Origin of the sequence: Streptomyces sp. NBC_00193 (assembly GCF_026342735.1) — a bacterium.
GTDB lineage: Bacteria > Actinomycetota > Actinomycetes > Streptomycetales > Streptomycetaceae > Streptomyces > Streptomyces stoeckheimensis.
In genome coordinates this window covers 1,221,664-1,241,524 of the sequence record NZ_JAPEMM010000001.1, presented here as the reverse complement: position 1 = coordinate 1,241,524, position 19,861 = coordinate 1,221,664, and the positions used below count along the sequence as shown (strand labels likewise).

20 protein-coding genes are annotated in these 19,861 nt (G+C 72.9%); 13 read left to right on the top strand and 7 right to left on the bottom strand.

Features of this window, described 5'->3' with window-relative positions; translation table 11 throughout:
* Positions 1–64: 64 nt before the first annotated feature.
* The 5 genes from OG898_RS05090 to OG898_RS05070 are packed head-to-tail and all read left to right on the top strand — an operon-like array spanning position 65 to position 5,828.
* On the top strand, positions 65–3,064 hold the full coding sequence (locus OG898_RS05090) for a nitrate- and nitrite sensing domain-containing protein (RefSeq protein WP_266955225.1): 3,000 nt from the start codon (positions 65–67) through the stop codon (positions 3,062–3,064).
* Positions 3,061–3,552, top strand: coding sequence for a roadblock/LC7 domain-containing protein (locus tag OG898_RS05085; RefSeq protein WP_250750400.1), 492 nt, complete (start codon positions 3,061–3,063; stop codon positions 3,550–3,552). The genes OG898_RS05090 and OG898_RS05085 overlap by 4 nt, the downstream gene beginning before the upstream one ends.
* A complete protein-coding gene (locus OG898_RS05080) occupies positions 3,549–3,938 on the top strand; it encodes a DUF742 domain-containing protein (protein ID WP_243336179.1) in 390 nt (129 codons plus the stop codon). Before OG898_RS05085 ends, OG898_RS05080 begins: the two co-directional genes overlap by 4 nt.
* Complete coding sequence (locus tag OG898_RS05075; protein WP_266955223.1) at positions 3,919–4,566, top strand: ATP/GTP-binding protein; 648 nt, start codon at positions 3,919–3,921, stop codon at positions 4,564–4,566. Before OG898_RS05080 ends, OG898_RS05075 begins: the two co-directional genes overlap by 20 nt.
* 11 nt (positions 4,567–4,577) lie before the next feature.
* Positions 4,578–5,828, top strand: coding sequence for a styrene monooxygenase/indole monooxygenase family protein (locus OG898_RS05070; RefSeq protein ID WP_250750404.1), 1,251 nt, complete (start codon positions 4,578–4,580; stop codon positions 5,826–5,828).
* Here OG898_RS05070 and OG898_RS05065 read toward each other — a convergent pair.
* Entirely contained in the window at positions 5,789–7,078 is a 1,290-nt protein-coding gene (locus tag OG898_RS05065) for a C40 family peptidase (protein ID WP_266955220.1), read from the bottom strand. The two genes, OG898_RS05070 and OG898_RS05065, sit on opposite strands and share 40 nt — an antisense overlap.
* Before the next feature lie 190 nt (positions 7,079–7,268).
* Here OG898_RS05065 and OG898_RS05060 point away from each other — a divergent pair, with 190 nt between their 5' ends.
* Together OG898_RS05060 and OG898_RS05055 are read left to right on the top strand one after the other, a co-directional pair.
* Positions 7,269–7,922 (top strand): RNA polymerase sigma factor, encoded by a 654-nt coding sequence (locus OG898_RS05060; RefSeq protein WP_250750408.1) that lies wholly within the window; start codon positions 7,269–7,271, stop codon positions 7,920–7,922.
* The gene (locus OG898_RS05055) at positions 7,919–8,641 is read left to right on the top strand and encodes a hypothetical protein (protein ID WP_266955218.1); all 723 of its coding nucleotides are present in this window, start codon (positions 7,919–7,921) and stop codon (positions 8,639–8,641) included. Before OG898_RS05060 ends, OG898_RS05055 begins: the two co-directional genes overlap by 4 nt.
* A gap of 27 nt (positions 8,642–8,668) precedes the next feature.
* Here OG898_RS05055 and OG898_RS05050 read toward each other — a convergent pair whose 3' ends face one another.
* Both OG898_RS05050 and OG898_RS05045 read right to left on the bottom strand, forming a co-directional pair.
* The gene (locus OG898_RS05050; protein WP_266955216.1) at positions 8,669–9,088 is read right to left on the bottom strand and encodes an SHOCT domain-containing protein; all 420 of its coding nucleotides are present in this window, start codon (positions 9,086–9,088) and stop codon (positions 8,669–8,671) included.
* Complete coding sequence (locus OG898_RS05045; RefSeq protein WP_250750413.1) at positions 9,088–9,477, bottom strand: DUF6325 family protein; 390 nt, start codon at positions 9,475–9,477, stop codon at positions 9,088–9,090. Before OG898_RS05045 ends, OG898_RS05050 begins: the two co-directional genes overlap by 1 nt.
* A 109-nt stretch (positions 9,478–9,586) precedes the next feature.
* On the opposite strand from OG898_RS05045, the gene OG898_RS05040 reads away from it, so the two are divergent.
* Both OG898_RS05040 and OG898_RS05035 read left to right on the top strand, forming a co-directional pair.
* The gene (locus tag OG898_RS05040) at positions 9,587–10,957 is read left to right on the top strand and encodes an FtsW/RodA/SpoVE family cell cycle protein (protein WP_250750414.1); all 1,371 of its coding nucleotides are present in this window, start codon (positions 9,587–9,589) and stop codon (positions 10,955–10,957) included.
* Complete coding sequence (locus OG898_RS05035; protein ID WP_250750415.1) at positions 10,954–12,414, top strand: penicillin-binding transpeptidase domain-containing protein; 1,461 nt, start codon at positions 10,954–10,956, stop codon at positions 12,412–12,414. Before OG898_RS05040 ends, OG898_RS05035 begins: the two co-directional genes overlap by 4 nt.
* Positions 12,415–12,496: 82 nt before the next feature.
* Here the strand turns inward: OG898_RS05035 and OG898_RS05030 are convergent, their stop codons facing one another.
* Positions 12,497–13,603 carry a ferritin-like domain-containing protein gene (locus OG898_RS05030; protein ID WP_266955213.1) on the bottom strand — a complete coding sequence of 369 codons (1,107 nt, stop codon included), beginning with the start codon at positions 13,601–13,603 and terminating at the stop codon, positions 12,497–12,499.
* A gap of 176 nt (positions 13,604–13,779) precedes the next feature.
* Between OG898_RS05030 and OG898_RS05025 the strand changes: the two genes are divergently transcribed.
* The 3 genes from OG898_RS05025 (at position 13,780) to OG898_RS05015 (ending at position 15,882) form a co-directional block, all read left to right on the top strand.
* On the top strand, positions 13,780–14,709 hold the full coding sequence (locus OG898_RS05025; protein ID WP_266955211.1) for a diiron oxygenase: 930 nt from the start codon (positions 13,780–13,782) through the stop codon (positions 14,707–14,709).
* A gap of 50 nt (positions 14,710–14,759) precedes the next feature.
* Complete coding sequence (locus OG898_RS05020) at positions 14,760–15,476, top strand: TetR/AcrR family transcriptional regulator (RefSeq protein WP_250750418.1); 717 nt, start codon at positions 14,760–14,762, stop codon at positions 15,474–15,476.
* 112 nt (positions 15,477–15,588) lie between these two features.
* On the top strand, positions 15,589–15,882 hold the full coding sequence (locus tag OG898_RS05015; protein ID WP_250750419.1) for a hypothetical protein: 294 nt from the start codon (positions 15,589–15,591) through the stop codon (positions 15,880–15,882).
* Between the two features lie 36 nt (positions 15,883–15,918).
* Here the strand turns inward: OG898_RS05015 and OG898_RS05010 are convergent, their stop codons facing one another.
* From OG898_RS05010 to OG898_RS05000, 3 genes are all read right to left on the bottom strand, one after another.
* The gene (locus OG898_RS05010) at positions 15,919–17,202 is read right to left on the bottom strand and encodes a HAMP domain-containing sensor histidine kinase (RefSeq protein WP_250750422.1); all 1,284 of its coding nucleotides are present in this window, start codon (positions 17,200–17,202) and stop codon (positions 15,919–15,921) included.
* Positions 17,199–17,990 carry a hypothetical protein gene (locus tag OG898_RS05005; RefSeq protein ID WP_266955207.1) on the bottom strand — a complete coding sequence of 264 codons (792 nt, stop codon included), beginning with the start codon at positions 17,988–17,990 and terminating at the stop codon, positions 17,199–17,201. The genes OG898_RS05010 and OG898_RS05005 overlap by 4 nt, the downstream gene beginning before the upstream one ends.
* A gap of 105 nt (positions 17,991–18,095) precedes the next feature.
* Complete coding sequence (locus tag OG898_RS05000; RefSeq protein WP_266955205.1) at positions 18,096–18,770, bottom strand: hypothetical protein; 675 nt, start codon at positions 18,768–18,770, stop codon at positions 18,096–18,098.
* Positions 18,771–19,006: 236 nt separating this feature from the next.
* Here OG898_RS05000 and OG898_RS04995 point away from each other — a divergent pair, with 236 nt between their 5' ends.
* Positions 19,007–19,816, top strand: a complete 810-nt coding sequence (locus OG898_RS04995) for a nuclease-related domain-containing protein (protein ID WP_266955204.1) — start codon at positions 19,007–19,009, stop codon at positions 19,814–19,816.
* The last annotated feature ends 45 nt before the right edge of the window (positions 19,817–19,861 follow it).

Genomic DNA, 19,861 nt, shown 5'->3' with positions numbered 1-19,861 from the left:
CAGCACGTACCAGGCACCAGACAACGAGCACGAGCAGCACACGTAAACAGGATTGCGAGCACCGGTGCAGAAGAAGCGGCCTCGGAAGAACGGCACCGTCGCGAACGGCACCGCACCCGACGGCACCGCACCCGACCGACGAGCCCCCGACGGCCCGGTCGCCGCGACCGCACCCGCAGGGCGCCGCGTCCGCGTGCGCCGCAGGCTGGTCATCGGGGTCGCCGTGGCCGGGCTCGCCGTGCTCGTGGCGGGAGCGCCCGCCGTCCTGTCCGCCTCCGCGGACCTGAAGGACTCCCAGGAACTGGTCACCCTCGCCGACCAGAGCCGGCAGACCCTCACCCTCGCCCACCTGCTCGGGGACGAGCGCGACGCCGTCACCGCGTACGTGGCCAAGGGCCGCCCCGGCGGCGCCCGGGGCGAGCAGGCCGCCGGGGTCAAGGAACGCACCGCGGGCACCGACCGCCAGCTCGCCGAGGTCCAGGCCGACGCGGACGAGGAACTCGCCCAGGCCCTCGGCCGGGTGGGCGCCGTCCGCACCGAGGCCATCGAGGGCAAGGACAGCGCCCTCGCCGCCCACCAGGCCTACTCCGGCGTCATCGCCGAACTCCTCGCACCGAGCGGCCGGCTCGCCGAGCTGACCCCGCCGCGGGCCGCCGACGCCCTCGTCACCGCCCGCCCGCTGGCCGCCCTCGGCCAGGCCGTGGAGCAGGCCTCCGCCACCCGCGGACTGCTCCTCGCCGGGCTGTCCGTGCCGGGCGGTGACAAGCAGCCGGGCACCGCCTTCGTGGACGAACTCACCGCCGCCGCCCAGCGGGCACGCGTACGGGAGCTGGGCGCGCTCGACGACTTCGCCCGGGCCGCACGTCCCGACGTGCGCCAGAGCCTCACCGCCACCGTCACCGGACCCGAGGTCAAGACGGCCGACGACTACCTCAAGCGGCTCACCGACCGGCCGGCCCTGTCGCCCGCCGACCGCAAGCTCGATCCCGGCACCGTCGGAGCGGCCCTCACCGCCCGCGTCGACCGGATGCGCTCGGTCGAGGCCACCCTCGCCGGCCAGCGCGCCACCGCGCTCGCCGCGCTGCGCGACGACGACGTGACCGCGCTGGAGGTCATGGTCGCCTTCCTCGGCGTCCTCTTCCTCCTCACCCTCGGCATCTCCACCGCCATCGCGCGCTCCCTCACCCGACCGCTGTCGGTCCTGCGGCGCGGCGCGGCGCGGCTGGCCACGCCGGAGGGCTCGGTGGAACCGGTCCGGTTCACGGGCCGCAACGACGAGTTCGCCGAGGTGGTGCGCCACCTCAACGCGGTACGCGACCAGACGGTCTCCCTGCACACCCGGATCGCCGGACTCGACGCCGACCGGCGCCGCCTCATCGGCCGCAACGAGGCGCTCTCGGCCGGCCGGGAGGCGCTGGAGGAAGAGCTCGCGCAGCTGCGGTCGGGGCTGGCAGAGCACCGCCGCATCATGTCGACCACGTCCGTGTCGCTGTCCCTGCGGACCCTGGGACTCGTCGAGCGCCAACTCGCCGTCATCGAGGAGCTGGAGTCCGAGGAGCCGGATCCGGACCGCCTCTCCACCCTCTTCAAGCTCGACCACCTGGCGACCGTGATGCGCCGCCACAACGAGAACCTGCTCGTCCTCGCCGGCCAGGAACACGGCCACGGGCAGGGCCTGCCGGTGCCGCTGGTCGACGTCATGCGGGCAGCGGTCAGTGAGATCGAGCGCTACGAACGCGTCGACCTCGGGGTGCTGCCCTCGTACACGCAGGTCGCCGGGCACGCCGCCGACGACATCTCGCACGTACTGGCCGAGCTGCTGGAGAACGCGACGACCTTCTCGCCGCCGGACGCCAAGGTCAAGGTGTCCGGCTGGCTGCTGGACTCCGGCGACGTGGTGCTCTCCGTCGTCGACGAGGGCATCGGGATCACCGGGGACCGGCTGGCGACCCTGAACGAGCGGCTGGCCACGCCGGACGCGTACGACGAGGAGCCCGAGTCGGAACACGGCCTGGGCCTCGGCCTGTACGTGGCCGGACGGCTCGCGGCCCGGCACGGGGTGAGCGCGGAGCTGCGCGCGCTGCGGCACGGCGGTACGGAGGCGCTGGTCGTCGTACCGGCGACGCTGCTGCCCGCCACCCCGCCGGCCTCGCCGGTCCACACCCTGGGCGCACCGGGCGCACCCGCGCTGCACCTGCCCGGGGTGATCGCGGAGGCCAACGAGAACACCCTCCCCGCACGGGTACGGGGCCTTGCCGCCCTCCCGCCCGAGACCCCGGCGGCGCCCGAAGAGCCTGCAGCGACCGAAGCCCCGGCGGCGCCCGAGCCCCAGGCCGCGGCTGCGGTACCGGCCGTGGAACCGGAACCCGCGTCGTTCCCGGAGCCCGAGCACGAGCCCGAGCACGAGCCCGAGCACGAGGCCGAGCACGCCCCGGAGTCCTTCCCCGAGCCGGAGCCCGCCTCCGAGCCCGCTCCCGCGTCCTTCCCCGAGCCGGAGCCCGCGCACGAGACCGCGCAGGCCTCCGCCGCGGAGCCGCCCGCGCGGGTGGCTCCGGAGCCCGCTCCGGCGGGGTTCGCGCCGCCGGCCGGGCAGCTGCCGCCCACGGAGCAGGTGTTCCGGGTCCCGGCACCGGTCGAGGTGCCCGCCGAGCAGGTGTTCCGCGTACGGCCGCAGGCCCAGGCCGCCGCCGAGGTGCCCGTAGAGCAGCCGGAGGCTCCCGCGGAGGTTCCCGCCGAGCAGGTGTTCCGCGTACCGCCGCAGGCCGAGGCGCCCGCCGCGTACGAGGCCGAGCCGGAGGAGGTCCTCACCGACAAGGGGCTCCCCAAGCGGAGTCCCCGCGTGGTGAGCGCCGGTCGCGAGGAAGAGGTGCGCCCGGCGCCGGGCCGGGTGGACGCCGACGAGCTGCGCCGCCGGCTCGGCGGGTTCTACCGCGGAGCCCAGGACGGGCGCCGCGTCGTGGAGGCCGAGCTCGCGCAGGATCCCCGGCTGGACCCCCGACAGGGCCCGCCGCAGGACCAGGGGCAGACCGACCGGGGGGACACCGCACAGGAGGCACGCACATGAACGCGTCCAGTACGTACGGACTGAGCTCCCAGGCCCGCAACCTTCAGTGGCTGCTGACCGACCTCGTCGAGGAGGTGCCCGGGGTCAACTCGGTGGCCGTCGTCTCCTCGGACGGGCTCCTCCTGCTGTCCTCCGATCCGGTGGCACCCGACACACCGGCCGCCGCCTCCGCACCTGCCCGCCCCCGCGGTCCCCGCGGCGCGTCCGCCGATCTCGCGACCATCGTCTCCGGCCTCGGCTCGCTCACCACGGGCGCGGCCGCCCTGATGGACGGCGGCTCGGTCAAGCAGACGATGGTGGCCATGGAGCACGGTTCCGTGTTCGTCATGTCCATCAGCGACGGATCGCTCCTCGGCGTGCACGCCACGCCGGACTGCGACATGAGCGTCGTCGCCTACCACATGGCCTTGTTCGTGGGCCGCGCCGGCCACGTCCTGACCCCCGAAGTCCGCAGTGAGCTGCGCCAGTCGATGGAGAACACCCCGTGAGGAGTCCGGCCTCCGACCGGCTGCCGATACGCGGCGCCGACCGCCGTCCCGCCCGTGTACGCCCGTACTCCCTGACGGGCGGCCGCACCCGCTTCACCCAGATCCTGCACGTCGAGACCTTCGTCGCGGCCCTGGACACCAAGGTGTCCGAGCCGCGCAAGCCCGACCGGATGCCGGAGATGCCGGCGATCGTCGAGGTCTGCCGCCGCATGCGGACGATCGCCGAGATAGCCGCACTGCTGAAGCTGCCGCTCGGTGTGGTCCGCGTCCTGGTCAGCGACCTCGCCGACCAGGGCAGGATCCGTGTCTACGGGACCGGCCACGGCAGCGGCCGTCCCGACCGCGCTCTGCTCGAAAGGGTGCTCAGTGGGCTCCGCCGTCTCTGAAACCGGCCTCTTCTCCTCCTCCGCGAACCCGGACGCCGATCCGGACGAGCCCGTACAGCCCTGGCAGTACGACCGCTCGCGCGCGCCCGTCGCCGTGAAGGTGCTGGTGGCGGGCGGTTTCGGGGTGGGCAAGACCACGTTCGTCGGTTCCGTCTCCGAGATCCGGCCGCTGCGCACCGAAGCGGTGATGACCGAGGCCGCCGCTCCGACCGACGACCTGTCCGGGACCCCGGACAAGCGCACCACCACCGTCGCCATGGACTTCGGGCGCGTCACGCTCGACGACGACCTCGTCCTGTACGTGTACGGGACCCCCGGCCAGGAACGCTTCTGGTTCATGTGGGACGACCTGGTGCGCGGCGCCGTCGGCGGGATCGTCCTCGCGGACACGCGGCGGCTGCGCGACTGCTTCCCCGCGCTCGACTACTTCGAGAGCTGCGGGCTGCCGTACGCCGTGGCCGTCAACCACTTCGAGGGCACGCCTTCGTACGAACCGGAGGACGTGCGGGAGGCGCTGACCATACCGGCGCGCGTACCCGTCGTGATCATGGACGCGCGGCGCCGGGTGACGGTACTGGAATCCCTGATGACCCTCGTGGGCCACGCCCTCGACACGACCCCCGAATAGAGAACGTCCAGATGCGCAAGATACTCGTCGTCGGCGCCGGCCAGTCCGGTCTCCAGCTCGCCCTCGGACTCCAGGCGAAGGGGTACGAGGTCACCCTCATGTCCAACCGGACGGCGGACGAGATCCGCACCGGGCGGGTCATGTCCACCCAGTGCATGTTCGACACGGCGCTGCAGTCCGAGCGGGACCTCCAGCTGAACTTCTGGGAGCAGCAGGCGCCGAAGATCGAGGGCCTGGGCGTCTCGGTCTCCGCCCCCGACGGCAGCCGCGCCGTCGACTGGCTCGGCAAGCTCAAGGGCTTCGCCCAGTCCGTCGACCAGCGCGTGAAGATGGCCGGCTGGCTCGACACCTTCGCGCAGCGCGGCGGGCAGCTGGTCATCCACGGGGCGTCCGTCTCCGACCTGGACTTCTTCTCCCGTACGTACGACCTGGTGCTGGTCGCGGCCGGCAAGGGCGAGCTGGTCTCGCTGTTCGGCCGGGACGCGGCCCGCTCCCCGTACGACGCCCCGCAGCGCGCGCTCGCCGTGTCGTACGTGCACGGGCTGGATCCGCGCCCCGAGCACCCGGAGACGGAGGCCGTGCGCTGCAACCTGGTCCCGGGCGCCGGCGAGCTGTTCGTGATGCCGACGCTGACCACCTCCGGGCGGGCCGACATCCTGTTCTGGGAGGGGATCCCGGGCGGACCGCTGGACGTCTTCGGCGGGGTGAAGGACCCGGCGGACCACCTCGCGCTGACGCTGGAACTGATGGAGAAGTTCACGCCCTGGGAGTACGCGCGGGCGACGAAGGTGGAGCTGACGGACGCGGGCGCCACGCTCGCCGGGCGGTACGCCCCCGTCGTCCGCAACCCCATCGGCCGGCTGCCCGGCGGCGGCCTGGTGCTGGGCGTGGCGGACGTGGTCGTCGCCAACGACCCGATCACCGGGCAGGGTTCGAACTCCGCCGCCAAGTGCGCGGCCTCGTACCTCTCCTCGATCCTCATGCACGGGGACAACCCGTTCGACGAGGCGTGGATGAAGGCGACCTTCGACAAGTACTGGTTCACCAGCGGCAAGCCTGCGACCCAGTGGACGAACGCCATGCTCGGCGTCCCGCCGGAGCACGTGCTCAACCTGATCGGTGCGGCCGGGCAGCTCCAGCCGGTGGCGGATCGATTCGCCAACGGCTTCGACAACCCGGCCGACTTCGACGCGTACTTCTACGACCCCGAGGACGCGGCGGACTACCTGGCGGACGTCTCGGGCTCGGTCTCGCCGGAGTAGCCCGTATCGTCCCCGGCCGTATCGGTCCCGCCGGTCTCGGTCCCGCCCGTCTCGGTCCCGCCCGTCTCGGGCAGCGGCGGCGGGGTGAAGGCGCGCAGCGGGGCCCCGTCGGGGTCCGGCCGCACCGCGCCGAGCAGCGGATTCGCTGCGATCGGCGAGACCTTCACCTTCGCGCCCGGGCGGGGCGCCTGGATGACCTTGCCGTCGCCGACGTACAGGGCCACGTGGGTGGCGGTCGGGAAGTACACCACCAGGTCGCCCGGGCGCAGTTCGTCGAGCGGCACCCGGGGCAGCCGGGCCCACTGCTCCTGGCTGGTCCGGGGGATCTCGCGGCCCGCGTGCGCCCAGGCCTGCGAGGTCAGCCCGGAGCAGTCGAAGGAGGCCGGACCCTCGGCGCCCCAGACGTACGGCTTCCCGATCTGGGCGGCCGCGTACGTGAGGGCCGTGCCGCCGGCCGCGGTGGGGTTGCGGAGCTGCGGGCCGGCGCTGCCCAGCTTCCCCGAACCGATCAGCTCCCGCTGCGCGGTGGCGGTGTCCTCGGCTTCCCGTGCGTCGAGCTCGGTGAGCTGGGCGGGGCTGAGCGAGGCCAGCATCCGCTCGACCTCCTTGAGCTGCGTGGCGGCCTCCTCCTTGCGCGCCTTGGTGTCGGCGGCCAGCTTCAGCTCGGAGTCCAGGGCCTTGCGGGCGGCGGTGGCGAGACGGTCGGCCTGCTTCTCGCCCTGGGTGAGCCTGTGCAGCGCGGCGGCCCGCCGGGCGCCCTCGCGCTCCGCGACCCGGCGCTGGTCCAGGGCCCCTTGGGGGTCCCCGGCGAACAGCATCCGGGCGTACGGGGAGAACCCGCGGCCCCCCTTGTACTGCTCGCGCGCCAGCCGGCCGGTGGTGGTCTGGGCGTCGGTGACGGCGGTACGGGCCCTGCCGAGCTCGGTACTGAGCCGGCTCTCCTCGCGCTGCCGGGCGGTGAGGGCGGTCTCGGCGGCGTTGTAGGCCTCGGTGGCCTGCTCGGCGCGCTGGTAGAGGCCCTGGAGGCGGGCGAGGAGGACACCGACGGGTTCGGCGGGGGCGGCGGGGGTGCCGGGGGCCGCGGGGGCCGCGGGGGTGTCCGGCGCTGCCGGGGCGTCCGGTGCGGCGGGTGTCTCCGGTGCTGCGGGGGCGGCGGGTTCGGCGTGGGTGACGGGGAGCGGGCCGGCCGTGACGAGGGCTGCGGCGAGGCACGCGGCGCGAAGCAGCCGACGTCTGCGTCGTCGTGACATGGGGTCACCTCCTGGCGGCCGATGCTGCCATGCGCGGTATGACAAATCGCCCACCCGAGGCGGCCGTGCCGCTCCGCTCACCCGGTCGGCGTACGTGCGCCGGCCGGAGCCGATGAAACGCTTGGTGCGGCTTTCGCCAAGTACGGGGTGAGGGGCCGACGGGGCCCCGCCTACCAGGGGAGGGACCGGGGTGAACAGCACGCACGAGGACGGCGCGGGGGCGGGCGGCACGCGGGCGGGGAGAAGGGGGAAGGACTCCGGATGGGCGGGGGCCGGGCCGCCACCGGATCTCCGGACGCCGGAGGGGTTCGGCGCGTTCTACGAGGAGCACATCGACGCCGTGCTCGGGTTCGTCACCCGGCGGGTCACCGACCCGCATCTGGCGGCGGACCTCACGGCCGACATCTTCCTCGCCGCGCTGAAGGACGCGGCCGGCTATCGGCCCGACAGGGGAGTGCCGATCGCCTGGCTCTACGGAATCGCGCGCAACGTCCTGGCGAGCCACGCCCGTGCGGGCGCCCGCGAGCGCGGAGCACTGCAGCGGCTCAGCGGCCGGAGGTTGCTCGACGACCAGGACGTGGCGGCCCTGGAGGAGCGGATAGACGCACAGCGGGCCTTCCGCGACCTGGCCGAGCGGCATGCCGCCCTGTCGGAGCCGCTGCGGGCCGCGCTCGACCTGGTCGTGGTCGACGGCCTCACCCCGGCCGAGGCCGCCCAGGCCCTCGGGGTCACCCAGGCCACCATCCGGGTCCGCCTGCACCGCGCCCGGCGCGCGCTGCGCACCCCGGCGGATTCCGCCGCTTCCGTTCCCGCCCCGACGCAGCAGTTGGAGGTAGCGCGATGAGCACCAGACCGACCGCGTTCGAAGAGCGCCTGAAGGCGGAGCTCGTGGCGATAGCCGCCGACCGGGCAGAGCTCGACGGCCGCGCCGACTTCGCCGTCCGCCCGCCTGCCCGGCGGTTGCGGATACCCCTCGCCGTCGGGCTGGCGGCGACGGCGGCCGTGGGTCTGATCGCCCTGCCGGTGATGGGGGACCAGGGAGGCACGTCCGCCGCGTACGCGCTGAGCAAGAAAGATGACGGCACCATCGTCGTCCGTCTGTTCAACCCCGAGGGAATCAGTGGTGTGGAGCGGGAACTGCGCGAGCTGGGCGTTCCCGTCGCGGTGGTTCCCCAGAAGCCGGTGGCGGAGTGCTCCGAGCCGGGCGGTGGAGCCGATGGGCCGGTGGGTCACGTCGTTGACGAGAACGGCGTGACCGTGTCCGTGTCCGACGAGCAGCTCTTCGGCTTCACCAGGGACGGGGAGCTCGTGCTGACGGTCAATGAGAGGACGCTCCCCGCAGGGCACGTCGTCCTGCTCATGAAACCCATCAAGCCCCTGCTCAAGTGGGTGAGCGCCGTCTCGATAGCCCCGGAGCGGGTGCCGTCCTGCATAGCCATGTACCCCGGCGGTGATGAGGAGGTTCCGACCGGCCCCATCGTCGTCCCCCACGGGCCGCCGATGACATGGAGCTGGGAGGAGGGCGACACCCGGACGGGGGCGAACGGGGACTCCCCGAAGTAGCAGGCAGGGGGCTGCTCGCGGCCCGGGTCAGCCGGCCAGCAGGCGGGCCTTGGCCGCCGAGAACTCCTGCGGGGTCAGCAGGCCCTCGCGGGCCAGGGCGGCCAGCTGGGTCAGGCGGTCCGTCAGATCGGCTCCGGGGGAGACCGGTCCCGGGGCCGAAGGGCCGGTGCGCGGAGCGGGGTGGGCGGCTGCGGGCTCCCGGCGGGCGGAGGGGGCCGCCGGGGGAGCGGAAGCCTGGCCGGGGCGCGTGGCCGGGGTCGCGTCGGGGGGCGTGGCCGGGGTTGCGGACGGGGCCGTGCCGTCCTGGGGCTGGGGGGTCGCGACCGCCGCCGGGTGCTGGGCCGCGTCCCAGACGTAGGCCCCGCGCGCCAGGATTCCGCGCAGCAGGGGGTGGCCCGAGGGGCGCTGGGAGGGGTTCACGACGGAGCCGATGGGGCGGATGAACATCAGGCCACCCCCAGCCGGTCGGCCGGGAGGCGGACCGCTCCCGCGATCCGGCCGCCCGCCGCGCGGACGGCGATGGCGGCGTCCTCGGCCCATACGTGCTCGACGACCAGGAGGAGGGCGCAGCTGCCGCGGTCCATCAGTTCAGCCGATTCCCTGACGTCCTCGGGGCCGATCAGCGGGGCCGCCTCGCGGTGGGCGAGCAGGCCCCGGAGTTCGACGAACTCGTCGAACTCCACCGACAGCACCTCGCCGCCGGCGGTCTTGGTTGCCACCAGCCCGTCGATGAGCCGCACGACCCCGGCCTTGCGCAGCCCCATCACCGCCTCGACCGCCGCGACCCGCAGCTGTTCTTCCGGAAAGGCCAGGACGATGAACTCCGCAGGTCCCATGGAAGGAGACTCCTGATCCGCTACTTCGCTTCCGACCGGTTCTGACGACTCTTCGGCACACTATGACATAAGCGGACATACGGCCCTGCTCCTTGCTACGTTTCCCCGTATGACCGCTCTGACGGCGAAGGTGACGGAACCCGCCCCGCCACCGCCACCCGACGCCCGTGCGCCCAAGCGTCGTGGAGTCGAGCTGTCGCTGCTCTTCGGCGCCGTCCTGATCGCCGTCCTCGGCCACCTCTACGTGGGGCTCGCCACCACCGGCCACATCCCCGCACCCGCCGCCCACTACGCCGCCGGCCTCACCGTGGCCGCGCTCGTCGCCCACCTCGCCGTCCGCCTGTTCGCCCCGTACGCCGATCCGCTGCTGCTCCCGATCGCCGTCCTGCTCAACGGCCTCGGCCTCGTCCTCATCCAGCGCCTCGACGTCACCACCCCCGGCCGCGCCACCGCCGGTGAGCAACTTCGCTGGTCGGCCCTCGGAGTGGTGCTCTTCGTGCTCGCCCTCGCGCTGCTGCGCGACCACCGGGTGCTGCAGAAGTACGCGTACCTGTCCGTCGCCGTCGCACTGGCGCTGATGCTCGTGCCCGTCTTCTTCCCGGCCGTGAACGGCGCGCACATCTGGATCCGGTTCGCCGGGCTCTCCTTCCAGCCGGGGGAGTTCGCCAAGATCCTGCTCGCCGTCTTCTTCGCCTCCTACCTCGCGGCGAACCGCACCGCCCTGGCCCTCACCGGGCGCACCCTCTTCTGGAAGCTGAGGCTGCTGCCCGGCCGGGTCCTCGGCCCGATCCTGGCCATCTGGCTGCTCTCCGTCGGCGTGCTCGTCCTGGAGCGCGACCTCGGGACCTCGCTGCTCTTCTTCGGCCTCTTCGTGATCATGCTGTTCACGGCCACCGGCCGGATCGGCTGGATCGCCATCGGGCTGCTGCTCGCGGCCGTGGGCGCGTACGCCGTCGGGACGTTCGAGCCGCACGTGAACAGCCGCGTGGACGACTGGCTGAATCCTTTCGCCTCCATCGAGCGCGGCGACGGCCCCGGCCAGCTCGCCCAGTCGCTCTTCGCCTTCGGGGCCGGTGGACTGCTCGGCGCCGGGCTCGGCCACGGCCAGTCCTTCCTCATCGGCTTCGCCGCCAAATCCGACTTCATCCTCGCCACCGCCGGGGAGGAGCTCGGCCTCGTCGGCCTCACCGCGATCCTGCTCCTCTACGGACTCCTCGTCGCCCGCGGCTTCCGCGCCGGGCTGGCGCTGCGCGACCCCTTCGGGCGGCTCCTCGCCACCGGACTCGCCTCGATCGTCGCGCTCCAGGTGTTCGTCATCGCCGGCGGAGTCACCGGCCTGATCCCGCTGACCGGCATGGCCATGCCCTTCCTCGCCCAGGGGGGCTCCTCCGTGGTCACCAACTGGATCATCGTCGCCCTCCTCGTGCGGCTCAGCGACAGCGCCCGCAGGCCCGGACCGGCCGAGGAGGCCGACGCGTGATCCGCTACATCCGCTGGTGCGCGTACTTCTGCGCCCTGCTGCTCGTCGCCCTGCTGGTCAACGTCGGCCGTGTCCAGGTCTGGGAGGCCGCGGGCTACGGCGCGAACCCGGCCAACAAACGCCCCGCCATCGAGCGGTACGCGGAACCGCGCGGGGACATCACCGTCGACGGCCGTCCCGTCACCGGCTCCCGGGACAGCCGCCAACTGCTGCGCTACGAGCGCACGTACAAGAACGGACCGCTCTACGCACCCGTCACCGGCTTCGCCTCCCAGACCTACGGGACCAGCTTCCTGGAACGCGCCGAGGACCCGGTCCTCTCCGGCACCGACCCCGGGCTGTCGGCCTTCCCGCTCTGGTACGAGCTCTCGCGCGGCCGCCCGGGAGGCGGCAACGCCGCCACCACCATCCGGGCGAACATGCAGCTGGCCGCGTACACCGGGCTCGCGGGCAAGCGCGGCGCGGTCGCCGCCGTCGAGCCGGCCACGGGCAAGATCCTCGCGCTGGTCAGCAGCCCCTCCTACGACCCGGCGGTGCTCTCCGGCACCGGACCGAAGGTCAAGGAGGCCTGGGAGAAGCTCAACGCGGACCCCGCCAAGCCGATGCTCAACCGCGCGCTGCGCGAGACGTACCCGCCCGGCTCCACGTTCAAGATCGTGACGGCCGCCGCCGCCCTCGACGCGGGCGTGATCACCGACGTGGACGCGCCGACCGAGACCCCGGACCCGTACCCGCTGCCCGGCACCAGCACCCTGCTGCCGAACGCCGGTACGGGCTGCGCCGACGCCTCGATGGCGGACGCGGTGCAGTGGTCGTGCAACACGGTGATGGCGAAGATCGGCGTACAGGTCGGGCTGCGCGGGATGACCGAGGCGGCGCGGCGGTTCGGTTTCAACGACGCGGGGCTGCGGGTGCCGGCCTGGGTGTCGCGGTCCAACTTCGACACCGACATGAGCCCCGACCAGCTGGCCCTATCCTCGATCGGCCAGTTCAACACCAAGGCCACCCCGCTGCAGATGGCGATGGTGGCGGCGGCCGTCGCCAACGGCGGGGAGCTCAAGGCCCCCTACCTGGTGGACCGCACGACCCAGGACGACGGGGACCCGGTCCGGCGCGCCGACCAGCGCAGTCTGGGCCGGGCCATGACCCCGCTGACCGCGATGCGGATGCAGGAGCTCATGGTGAAGGTGGTGGAGAACGGCACCGGCCGCAACGCCGCGATCCGCGGCGCCGTGGTCGGCGGCAAGACCGGCACGGCCCAGCACGGCGTCGGCAACGCGGGTACCCCGTACGCCTGGTTCATCTCCTGGGCGGGGCCCGAGGGCGGCCGGCCGCCGGCCGTGGCGGTCGCGGTGGTCGTCGAGGACGCGTCGGCCGTCCGCGGGGACATCAGCGGCAACGGCGCGGCCGCGCCGATCGCCCGGGCGGTGATGGAGGCGGCACTGTCGGCCCGCTGAACCGGCCGGGGAGGGACGGCGGCTCCGTGATGACGGCGAGGGCGTGGCCCGACCCCGTAGGCGTCCGGTTCCGCCCACCGCTCTAGGTGCCCGCGCCCTCCGTGATGGCCTCCGCGACCTCCGCCACCCGCTGCTCCTCCTCCGCCGCGAACCGCTCCCGGTCGAGGGCCTCGGCGATCTCCTCGTCCTGGCTCATCAGCAGGTCCAGGTTGGAGTTCCCCATCTCGAAGACGCCCATGTCCAGGTACGCCTTCTGCAGCCGTTCGCCCCACAGTCCGATGTCCTTCACGCACGGCACGATCCGGCTGAAGAGCAGCTTGCGGAAGAGCGCCAGGAACTCCGACCGTTCGCTGAACTCCTCCGCCTCGGCGCGCGAGATGCCGAAGTTCTCCAGCACCTCCACCCCGCGCAGCCGGTCCCGCATCAGGTAGCAGCCCTCGATCACGAACTCCTCGCGCTCGCGCAGCTCGGCGTCCGACAACTGCTTGTAGTAGTCGCGCAGGGCCATCCGCCCGAAGGCCACGTGCCGCGCCTCGTCCTGCATCACGTAGGCCAGGATCTGCTTGGGCAGCGGCTTGTTCGTGGTGTCGCGGATCATCCCGAAGGCGGCCAGTGCCAGCCCCTCGATGAGCACCTGCATGCCCAGGTACGGCATGTCCCAGCGGGAGTCGCGCAGGGTGTCGCCGAGCAGCCCTTGAAGGCTGTCGTTGATCGGGTAGAGCATCCCGATCTTCTCGTGCAGGAAGCGCCCGAAGATCTCCGCGTGCCGGGCCTCGTCCATGGTCTGGGTGGCGGAGTAGAACTTCGCGTCGAGGTCCGGCACCGACTCGACGATGCGCGCCGCGCACACCATCGCGCCCTGCTCGCCGTGCAGGAACTGGCTGAAGTTCCAGGCGCTGTAGTGCCGGCGCAGCTCGCCCCGGTCCCGTTCCGTGAGCTTGGCCCAATGCCGGGTGCCGTGCAGCGGAAGCGCCTCGTCCGGGGTGCCCAGGGGATCGTACGGATCCACCTCGATGTCCCAGTCGATGCGCTTGGCGCCGTCCCACTGTTTGTCCTTGCCCTTCTGGTAGAGGGCCAGCAGCCGCTCGCGGCCGCCGTCGTACTCCCAGCTGAAACGGGCATTTCCGGATGCGGGGACCGGCCAGACGGTCTCGCCCGGATCGTTGGTGTAGAGCTCGTGCGTCGACACTGACGCCCCCTCGCCTCACGTAGCCGCGTACTTCCGTACAGGACCGGACAGTTGGCAGCGTCACACGTTGGTAGACGCGCGGTCAACAAGTCGTGCGCGAGGGATTGACGGTCTTGCTGACAGGCAGTCTCATAAGGAGTGACCGCCGGTAACTCGACGCAGAGGTGTCCGAAGCCATGACCACCGTGACCGAACGAGCCGAGCTGCGCGACGCCCTCGGCCTGCTCAAGGACCGCGAGCAGATCGCCGAGCGGCTGCTCGAATCCTCGGCGAAGCACTCCTTCGACCCGGACAAGGAACTCGACTGGGACGCCCCGCCCATCGACGGCAAGTACTACTGGCCGCCGGAGCTGCTCTCCCTCTTCGACACCCCGCTCTGGAAGAAGATGGGCGAGGAGCAGCGCATCGAACTCTCCCGCCACGAGGCGGCGGCGCTCGGCTCGCTCGGCATCTGGTTCGAGATCATCCTCATGCAGCTCCTGGTCCGGCACGTCTACGACAAGTCCCTGACCAGCAATCACGTCCGGTACGCGCTCACCGAGATCGCCGACGAGTGCCGCCACTCGATGATGTTCGCCCGCATGATCAAGACGGGTGGCGCCCCCGAGTACCCGGTCTCCCGCGCCAACCACAACCTCGCCCGCGTCCTGAAGACCGTCTCCACCACCCCCGGCTCCTTCGCCTGCACCCTGCTCGGCGAAGAGGTCCTCGACTGGATGCAGCGCCTGACCTTCCCGGACGAGCGCATCCAGCCCCTCGTCCGCGGAGTCACCCGCATCCACGTCATCGAAGAGGCGCGCCACGTCCGCTACGCCCGCGAGGAACTGCGCCGCCAGATGCTCACCGCCCCGCGCTGGGAGCAGGAACTCACCCGCGTGAGCTGCGGCCAGGCCGCCCGCGTCTTCTCGCAGGCCTTCGTCAACCCCCAGGTCTACGACAACATCGGCCTCGACCGGCGCGAGGCGCTCGCCCAGGTCAAGGCGAGCGGTCACCGCCGGGAGGTCATGCAGACCGGAGCCAAGCGGCTCACCGACTTCCTGGACGACATAGGCGTGATGCGCGGAGTCGGCCGCAAGCTCTGGAAGAGCTCGGGGCTCCTCGCCTGAACACTCCTCACCTTGGGGCCAGGGCCACGGGGTGCGGCTACCCTGCGGACATGACAGCCGTACGGGCGTACCGCAGGATGAGCGTCGAGGAGCGCCGGGCCCAGCTCCTCGACGCGGCCCTGACGTTGTTCGCACACCGGGCGCCGGAGGAGGTCTCGCTCGACGACGTGGCCGAGGCCGCCGGTGTCTCGCGCCCCCTCGTCTACCGCTACTTCCCCGGCGGGAAACAGCAGCTCTACGAGGCCGCCCTGCGCTCCGCCGCCGACGTCCTGAGGCTCTGCTTCGCCGAACCCCAGGCCGGCCCCCTGACCCAGCGGCTCTCCCGGGCCCTGGACCGGTACCTCGCCTTCGTCGACGAACACGACGCCGGCTTCTCCGCCCTCCTCCAGGGCGGCAGCGTGGTCGAAACCTCCCGCACCACCGCCACCGTCGACGGCATTCGCCGGGCGGCCGCCGAGGCGATCCTCTTCCACCTCGGCGTGGCGGCCCCCGGCCCGCGGCTGCGCATGATGGTGCGCACCTGGATCACGGCGGTCGAGGCCGCCTCGCTGATCTGGATCGACGAGGGCAAGCAGCCGGAGATCGACTCGCTCCGGGACTGGCTGGTGGACCAGTTCATCGCCCTCCTCACGGCCACGGCCGCCACCGACCCGGAGACGGCCGCGGCGGCCCGCGCCGCCCTCGCGCTCGAATCGGCGGACGGACCGGTGGGGGTACTGGCCCGCCGGGTGATCCCCGTGGTCTCCGAGGCGGCGCACCTGCTGTGACCCCTGCACGGCTGTGACTCATGAACGGCCGTGACCGCGGAACGGCCGTGACTCCTGAACGGCCGTGACCCCTGAGCGGCTGTGATGTCCGGATTGCTGTGAGACTGGAGGGGTGAGAAGCCAACCCACCCCCTTCGAGGGCGGCCCGATGGACGGCCGGACCCTCCCGATCCTCCTCGGACCGACCGGCCACCCGTCGAAGTGGTACGAGATCCCGGTCCCGGCCCCGGACGGCGGCGCCCCCACGGTGCTGCTCTACGAGAGGGTCCCGGCGGGGTACTCCAAGCGCCTCGGCCTCCAGCGGGGCTGGAAGTACGTCTACGCCCCGGGCGGCCAGAAGCCGAAGCTCCGCTGGCCCTGGACGAAGCCGACCCCGCAGGACCCACCGGCCTCGCCGGGGGAGTGACGGCAGGGCCTCACCCCACCGCAGGCGGGCGGCACCTCACGGCAGGGGGCCGTCGCCCGGCGGCAGCGGGGCCTCGACCAGGGTCAGCACGGCCTCCGCCCCGCCCGCCCCGCCCTCGGTCGGCTCCGCCTGCCGGAACACCAGCCGGGCCCCGATGACCTCCGCCTGTCCCACCGCGATCGTCAGCCCCAGCCCGTGCCCCTTGCTCCCGCCCCCGGTACGGAACCGCTGGGGCCCGTGGGACACGAGGTACTCGGGATAGCCGTCGCCGTGGTCCCGTACGGTCACCACCGGCCCGTCCACCGTCACCACCACCGGCGCCCGCCCGTGCTTGTGGGCATTGGCGACCAGGTTCCCCAGCACCCGCTCCAGCCGCCGCCGGTCGGTCTCCACGTGCGCGTCCCGCACCACGACGACCTCCGTGTCGGTCCCCGACGCCCGCACCACCCGCCGCGCGAGGCGGCCGAGCTGGTGCAGGTCCGTCTCCACCACCTCGCTGCCCGAGTCGAGCCGGGAGATCTCCAGCAGGTCCTCCGTCAGCTGCCGCATCGTGCGCACCCGTTCCTGCACCAGTTCCGTGGCCCGCCCCTCGGGCAGCAGCTCCGACGCCGCCTGCAGCCCGGTCAGCGGGGTCCGCAGCTCGTGCGCGACGTCCGCCGTGAACCGCTGCTCCCGCTGGAGCTTCGTCTGCAGGCTGCCCGCCATCGTGTCCAGGGCCGCCGCCACGGTCGCCACCTCGTCCTGGTGCCGCGAGGGGTCCTTCGTCCGCGGGTCCGCGACGCGTGCGTCCAGGTCGCCCTGGGTGATCCTGCGGGCCACCGTCGCCGTCTGGTGCAGCCGCCGCGTCACCCGGGTCACGGCGAAGGCGCCGAACAGCAGCGTTCCGCCGATGGCCAGCACCGACGAACCGATGATCGCGTTGTCCAGCCCGGTGATCGTGCGCGCGCTCTGCCCGTAGTCGACGGCCGTGGCCAGCGCCTTGCCGTCCGCCGGGGCCGCCGCCCACATCAGCTGCCGGCCCCCGTCCTGCGCCACGAGCGTCCCGCGCTGTCCGGAGAGGGCCAGCGCGCGCAGCCGGTCCGGCAGTCCGGCCGGGTCGAGCCCGGACTCCGGCGGCAGCATCTCGCCGGCCTCGTAGGCGCGCGAGGCCTCGGTCAGTTTGCCGAGGGCCTTCTCGCGGGCCGTGGCGACGGTCTGCCGGGTCACCTCCACGTGCACGAGCACACCCAGCACCGCCGCGAGCGAGCAGCACATCAGCACGATGAAGCACGCCGACTTCCAGGTCAGCGTCGCCGTCCACGAGGGCAGCCGGAGCCTCACCGCGACGCTCCCGTCGAGCCGGGGCTCGGGGACGGGGACGGGGACGCGCCCGGGGTCCGGCCCGGGCCGGTGCTGCCGGGTACCCGGACGATCTGCTCCCAGGCCGGCAGCATCGAGCGCTGCGTCTCGTCCCAGGACCAGGTGGTGTTCACCTCGTAGCCGGCGTTGCCGCTGGGGACGCGCAGGATCACGTCCCGTCCGGCGAGCTCGACGCTGATGACGGTGTCTGTGGTGGCCATGATCCGGTTGAGCCGGCCCTCCGCGTCCGCCGTGTACACGCGCACGGACATCTGCTGGTCCGGGTACTCGATGCCGACGATCAGTTCGTCCTTGCCGTTGCCGGTGAGGTCCCGGTAGTACGGCGTCAGCACCGGACACTTCTTCGGATCGGCCCCGTCCGCCCCGCACTCCTCGATCGCGGCCACGGTCTCGGGCGGCATCCCGTCGGGTCCGGTCCGCGCGTTCGGGTGAGCCCGCAGCTCGGCCTGCACCAGGGTCGCCGGGTCGATCACGTGCACGTTCTGGTCCTGGACGGGCGCGATCCCGGGTACGTACTCGGGCGGCGCGCCCCCGGGATCGGCAGGCGGTACGACGGCCCCCGCGCGCCCCGGCCACAGATGTACGGGCCCGCTCGCGGTCGGGGTCGCCCCGGCACCGGCCAGCCCGCCGGTGTCATCGCAGGCGATCGCCAGCGGCAGCAGCAGGGCGGCCAGCAGACCGGCCCGGACACGTCGGCGCCGAGCCCGGTGTCCGGGACCGGGGGAGGGAACGGATCCGGATCCGATCACCCGTAGACCCTCCTCTCCCATGAGCATGTGCCTGTCCACAGTAGGCAGAGCCGCATCGTTTCTGCCCGTGAGCCCGGGCCGGAGGACCGGCGGAGAAGCAGGGTCCTACGCGTCCGTACGCCCGCGGCGCAGCATCGCGAAGCCCAGCCCGGCGGCGCCGATGGCCGCGATGCCGCCGCCCGCGGCGAGCAGCAGCATGCCGTCACCCGGACCGTCGGCCAGCGTGTGCAGACCCAGCGCCTCGACGGTCCCCGTACCCGTACCCGTACCCGTACCCGTACCCGTACCCGTACCCGTACCCGAGCGCGAGGAGTCGGAGACGGGGACGACCCGGCCGTCGCGGCTCGCGGTCTTGTGCCCGTCCGTCCTTCCGGCGCCGAATTCCTCCGTACCGCTCTCGCTCTTGCTCCCGCTCCCGGGCCCGGACCAGGAGCTGAGCCCGCCGTCGGACCGCAGCGCGAGGTGCATCTCCCCGGCGGCACCGAAGCCGGTGCTGCCGTCACGGCTGGTCAGGGTGGCGGCGGTGGAGCCGTCGGAGTTGAGGACATCGGCCTGGTAGGCGCCCTTGGCCATGCGGTACACGTGCGCGGTGGAGACGCCGTCGGCGAGCGACACGGTCTTGACCAGGGTCCGCGGGGCGGTCACGCCCTGCGCGGAGGAAGCCGACGGCACCCCGTCGCCGAACGCGGCGGCCGCGGGGAACGCCAGCAGGCTGCCGGCACCCACAGCCACGGCGGCGGCGCGTACGACTGTCCGGCGGCTGCGGCTCACGGTGTTCACGGGAACGTCCTTCGGTCGGTGCAGGTCAGGCCCTGGTCCGTCCAGGTGGGATAAACGTATGCACCGGCCGTTGCGGTAACCCGTTGCTTCTGTAACAGCCATGCCTCAGCGACCCGGCGGAGTCGTTACACGCCACGGTCCGCACGACGCACGCCGCAGGCCGGACCCGACCGGGGGATTGCCGGGGGGCGCCGGGGCTGCTCCCATGGACGCCGGGGGTGAGGACCATGTCTTCGATGGGTTCGAGGGGCCTGAAGGTACTGCCGAGCGGCCGGCCCGGCCGCGGCCGGCTGTACGTGAACCTGCCCGACGGCAGGGCGGTGGCCTGGTACGACCGGCGGGCCAACCGGATCAGCGTGCTGGCGGACGAGCGCCGCGAGGAGATCCTGACGGCGTTACGCCCCTACCTCACCGGAACCGTGGCCATCGGCCCGCCACCCGTCCCCACGGCCGGTGACCTGCTCCGCCTGTCCCTCCCGCCCGACGAGGACCTGGCCCCGAACCGCCCGGGGGAGGCCCAGCTCGGAGCCCTCACGTACGGCACCGCGGGCACCCGCGCCCGGCACCGGCTCCGTCAGGAGCTCACGGTGAGGCAGCGGATGGGCGAGGTGCTGGACGCCCTGGCGGAGACGGACGACTGGCAGGTCCTGCACTCGATCCACGTCGTCGCGGACCACCTGCTCATCGGGCCTCCCGGGGTCTTCTGCTTCCGCACGGTCCAGGGCCGCCGCCAGCGCGTGGTGATCGGCGACCTCCTCCTCACGGTGGGCCGCACCGACCCCACCCCGGACCCCCGCGAGGCCCGCCGCGCGGCGGCCCACGCGACCCGCGCCCTCGCCACCCCGGTGACCCCGGTCCTGGCAGTGGTCGACGCGACCCGCCTGGAGATCGCCCCCACCCTCCGCGACGTCCGCATCCTCACCCCCGCCACCACATCGACCTTCCTGACGAACACCCCCACCACCCTCAAACCCCCGGACGTAGAAGCCCTCTACACAACAGCCAGAGACCGCCGAACCTGGCACATCCAGCCACCCGGCGCGTGAACCCCGCCCACGTCCAACCCACCCGTCCGGCGCTCAATCCAGCCG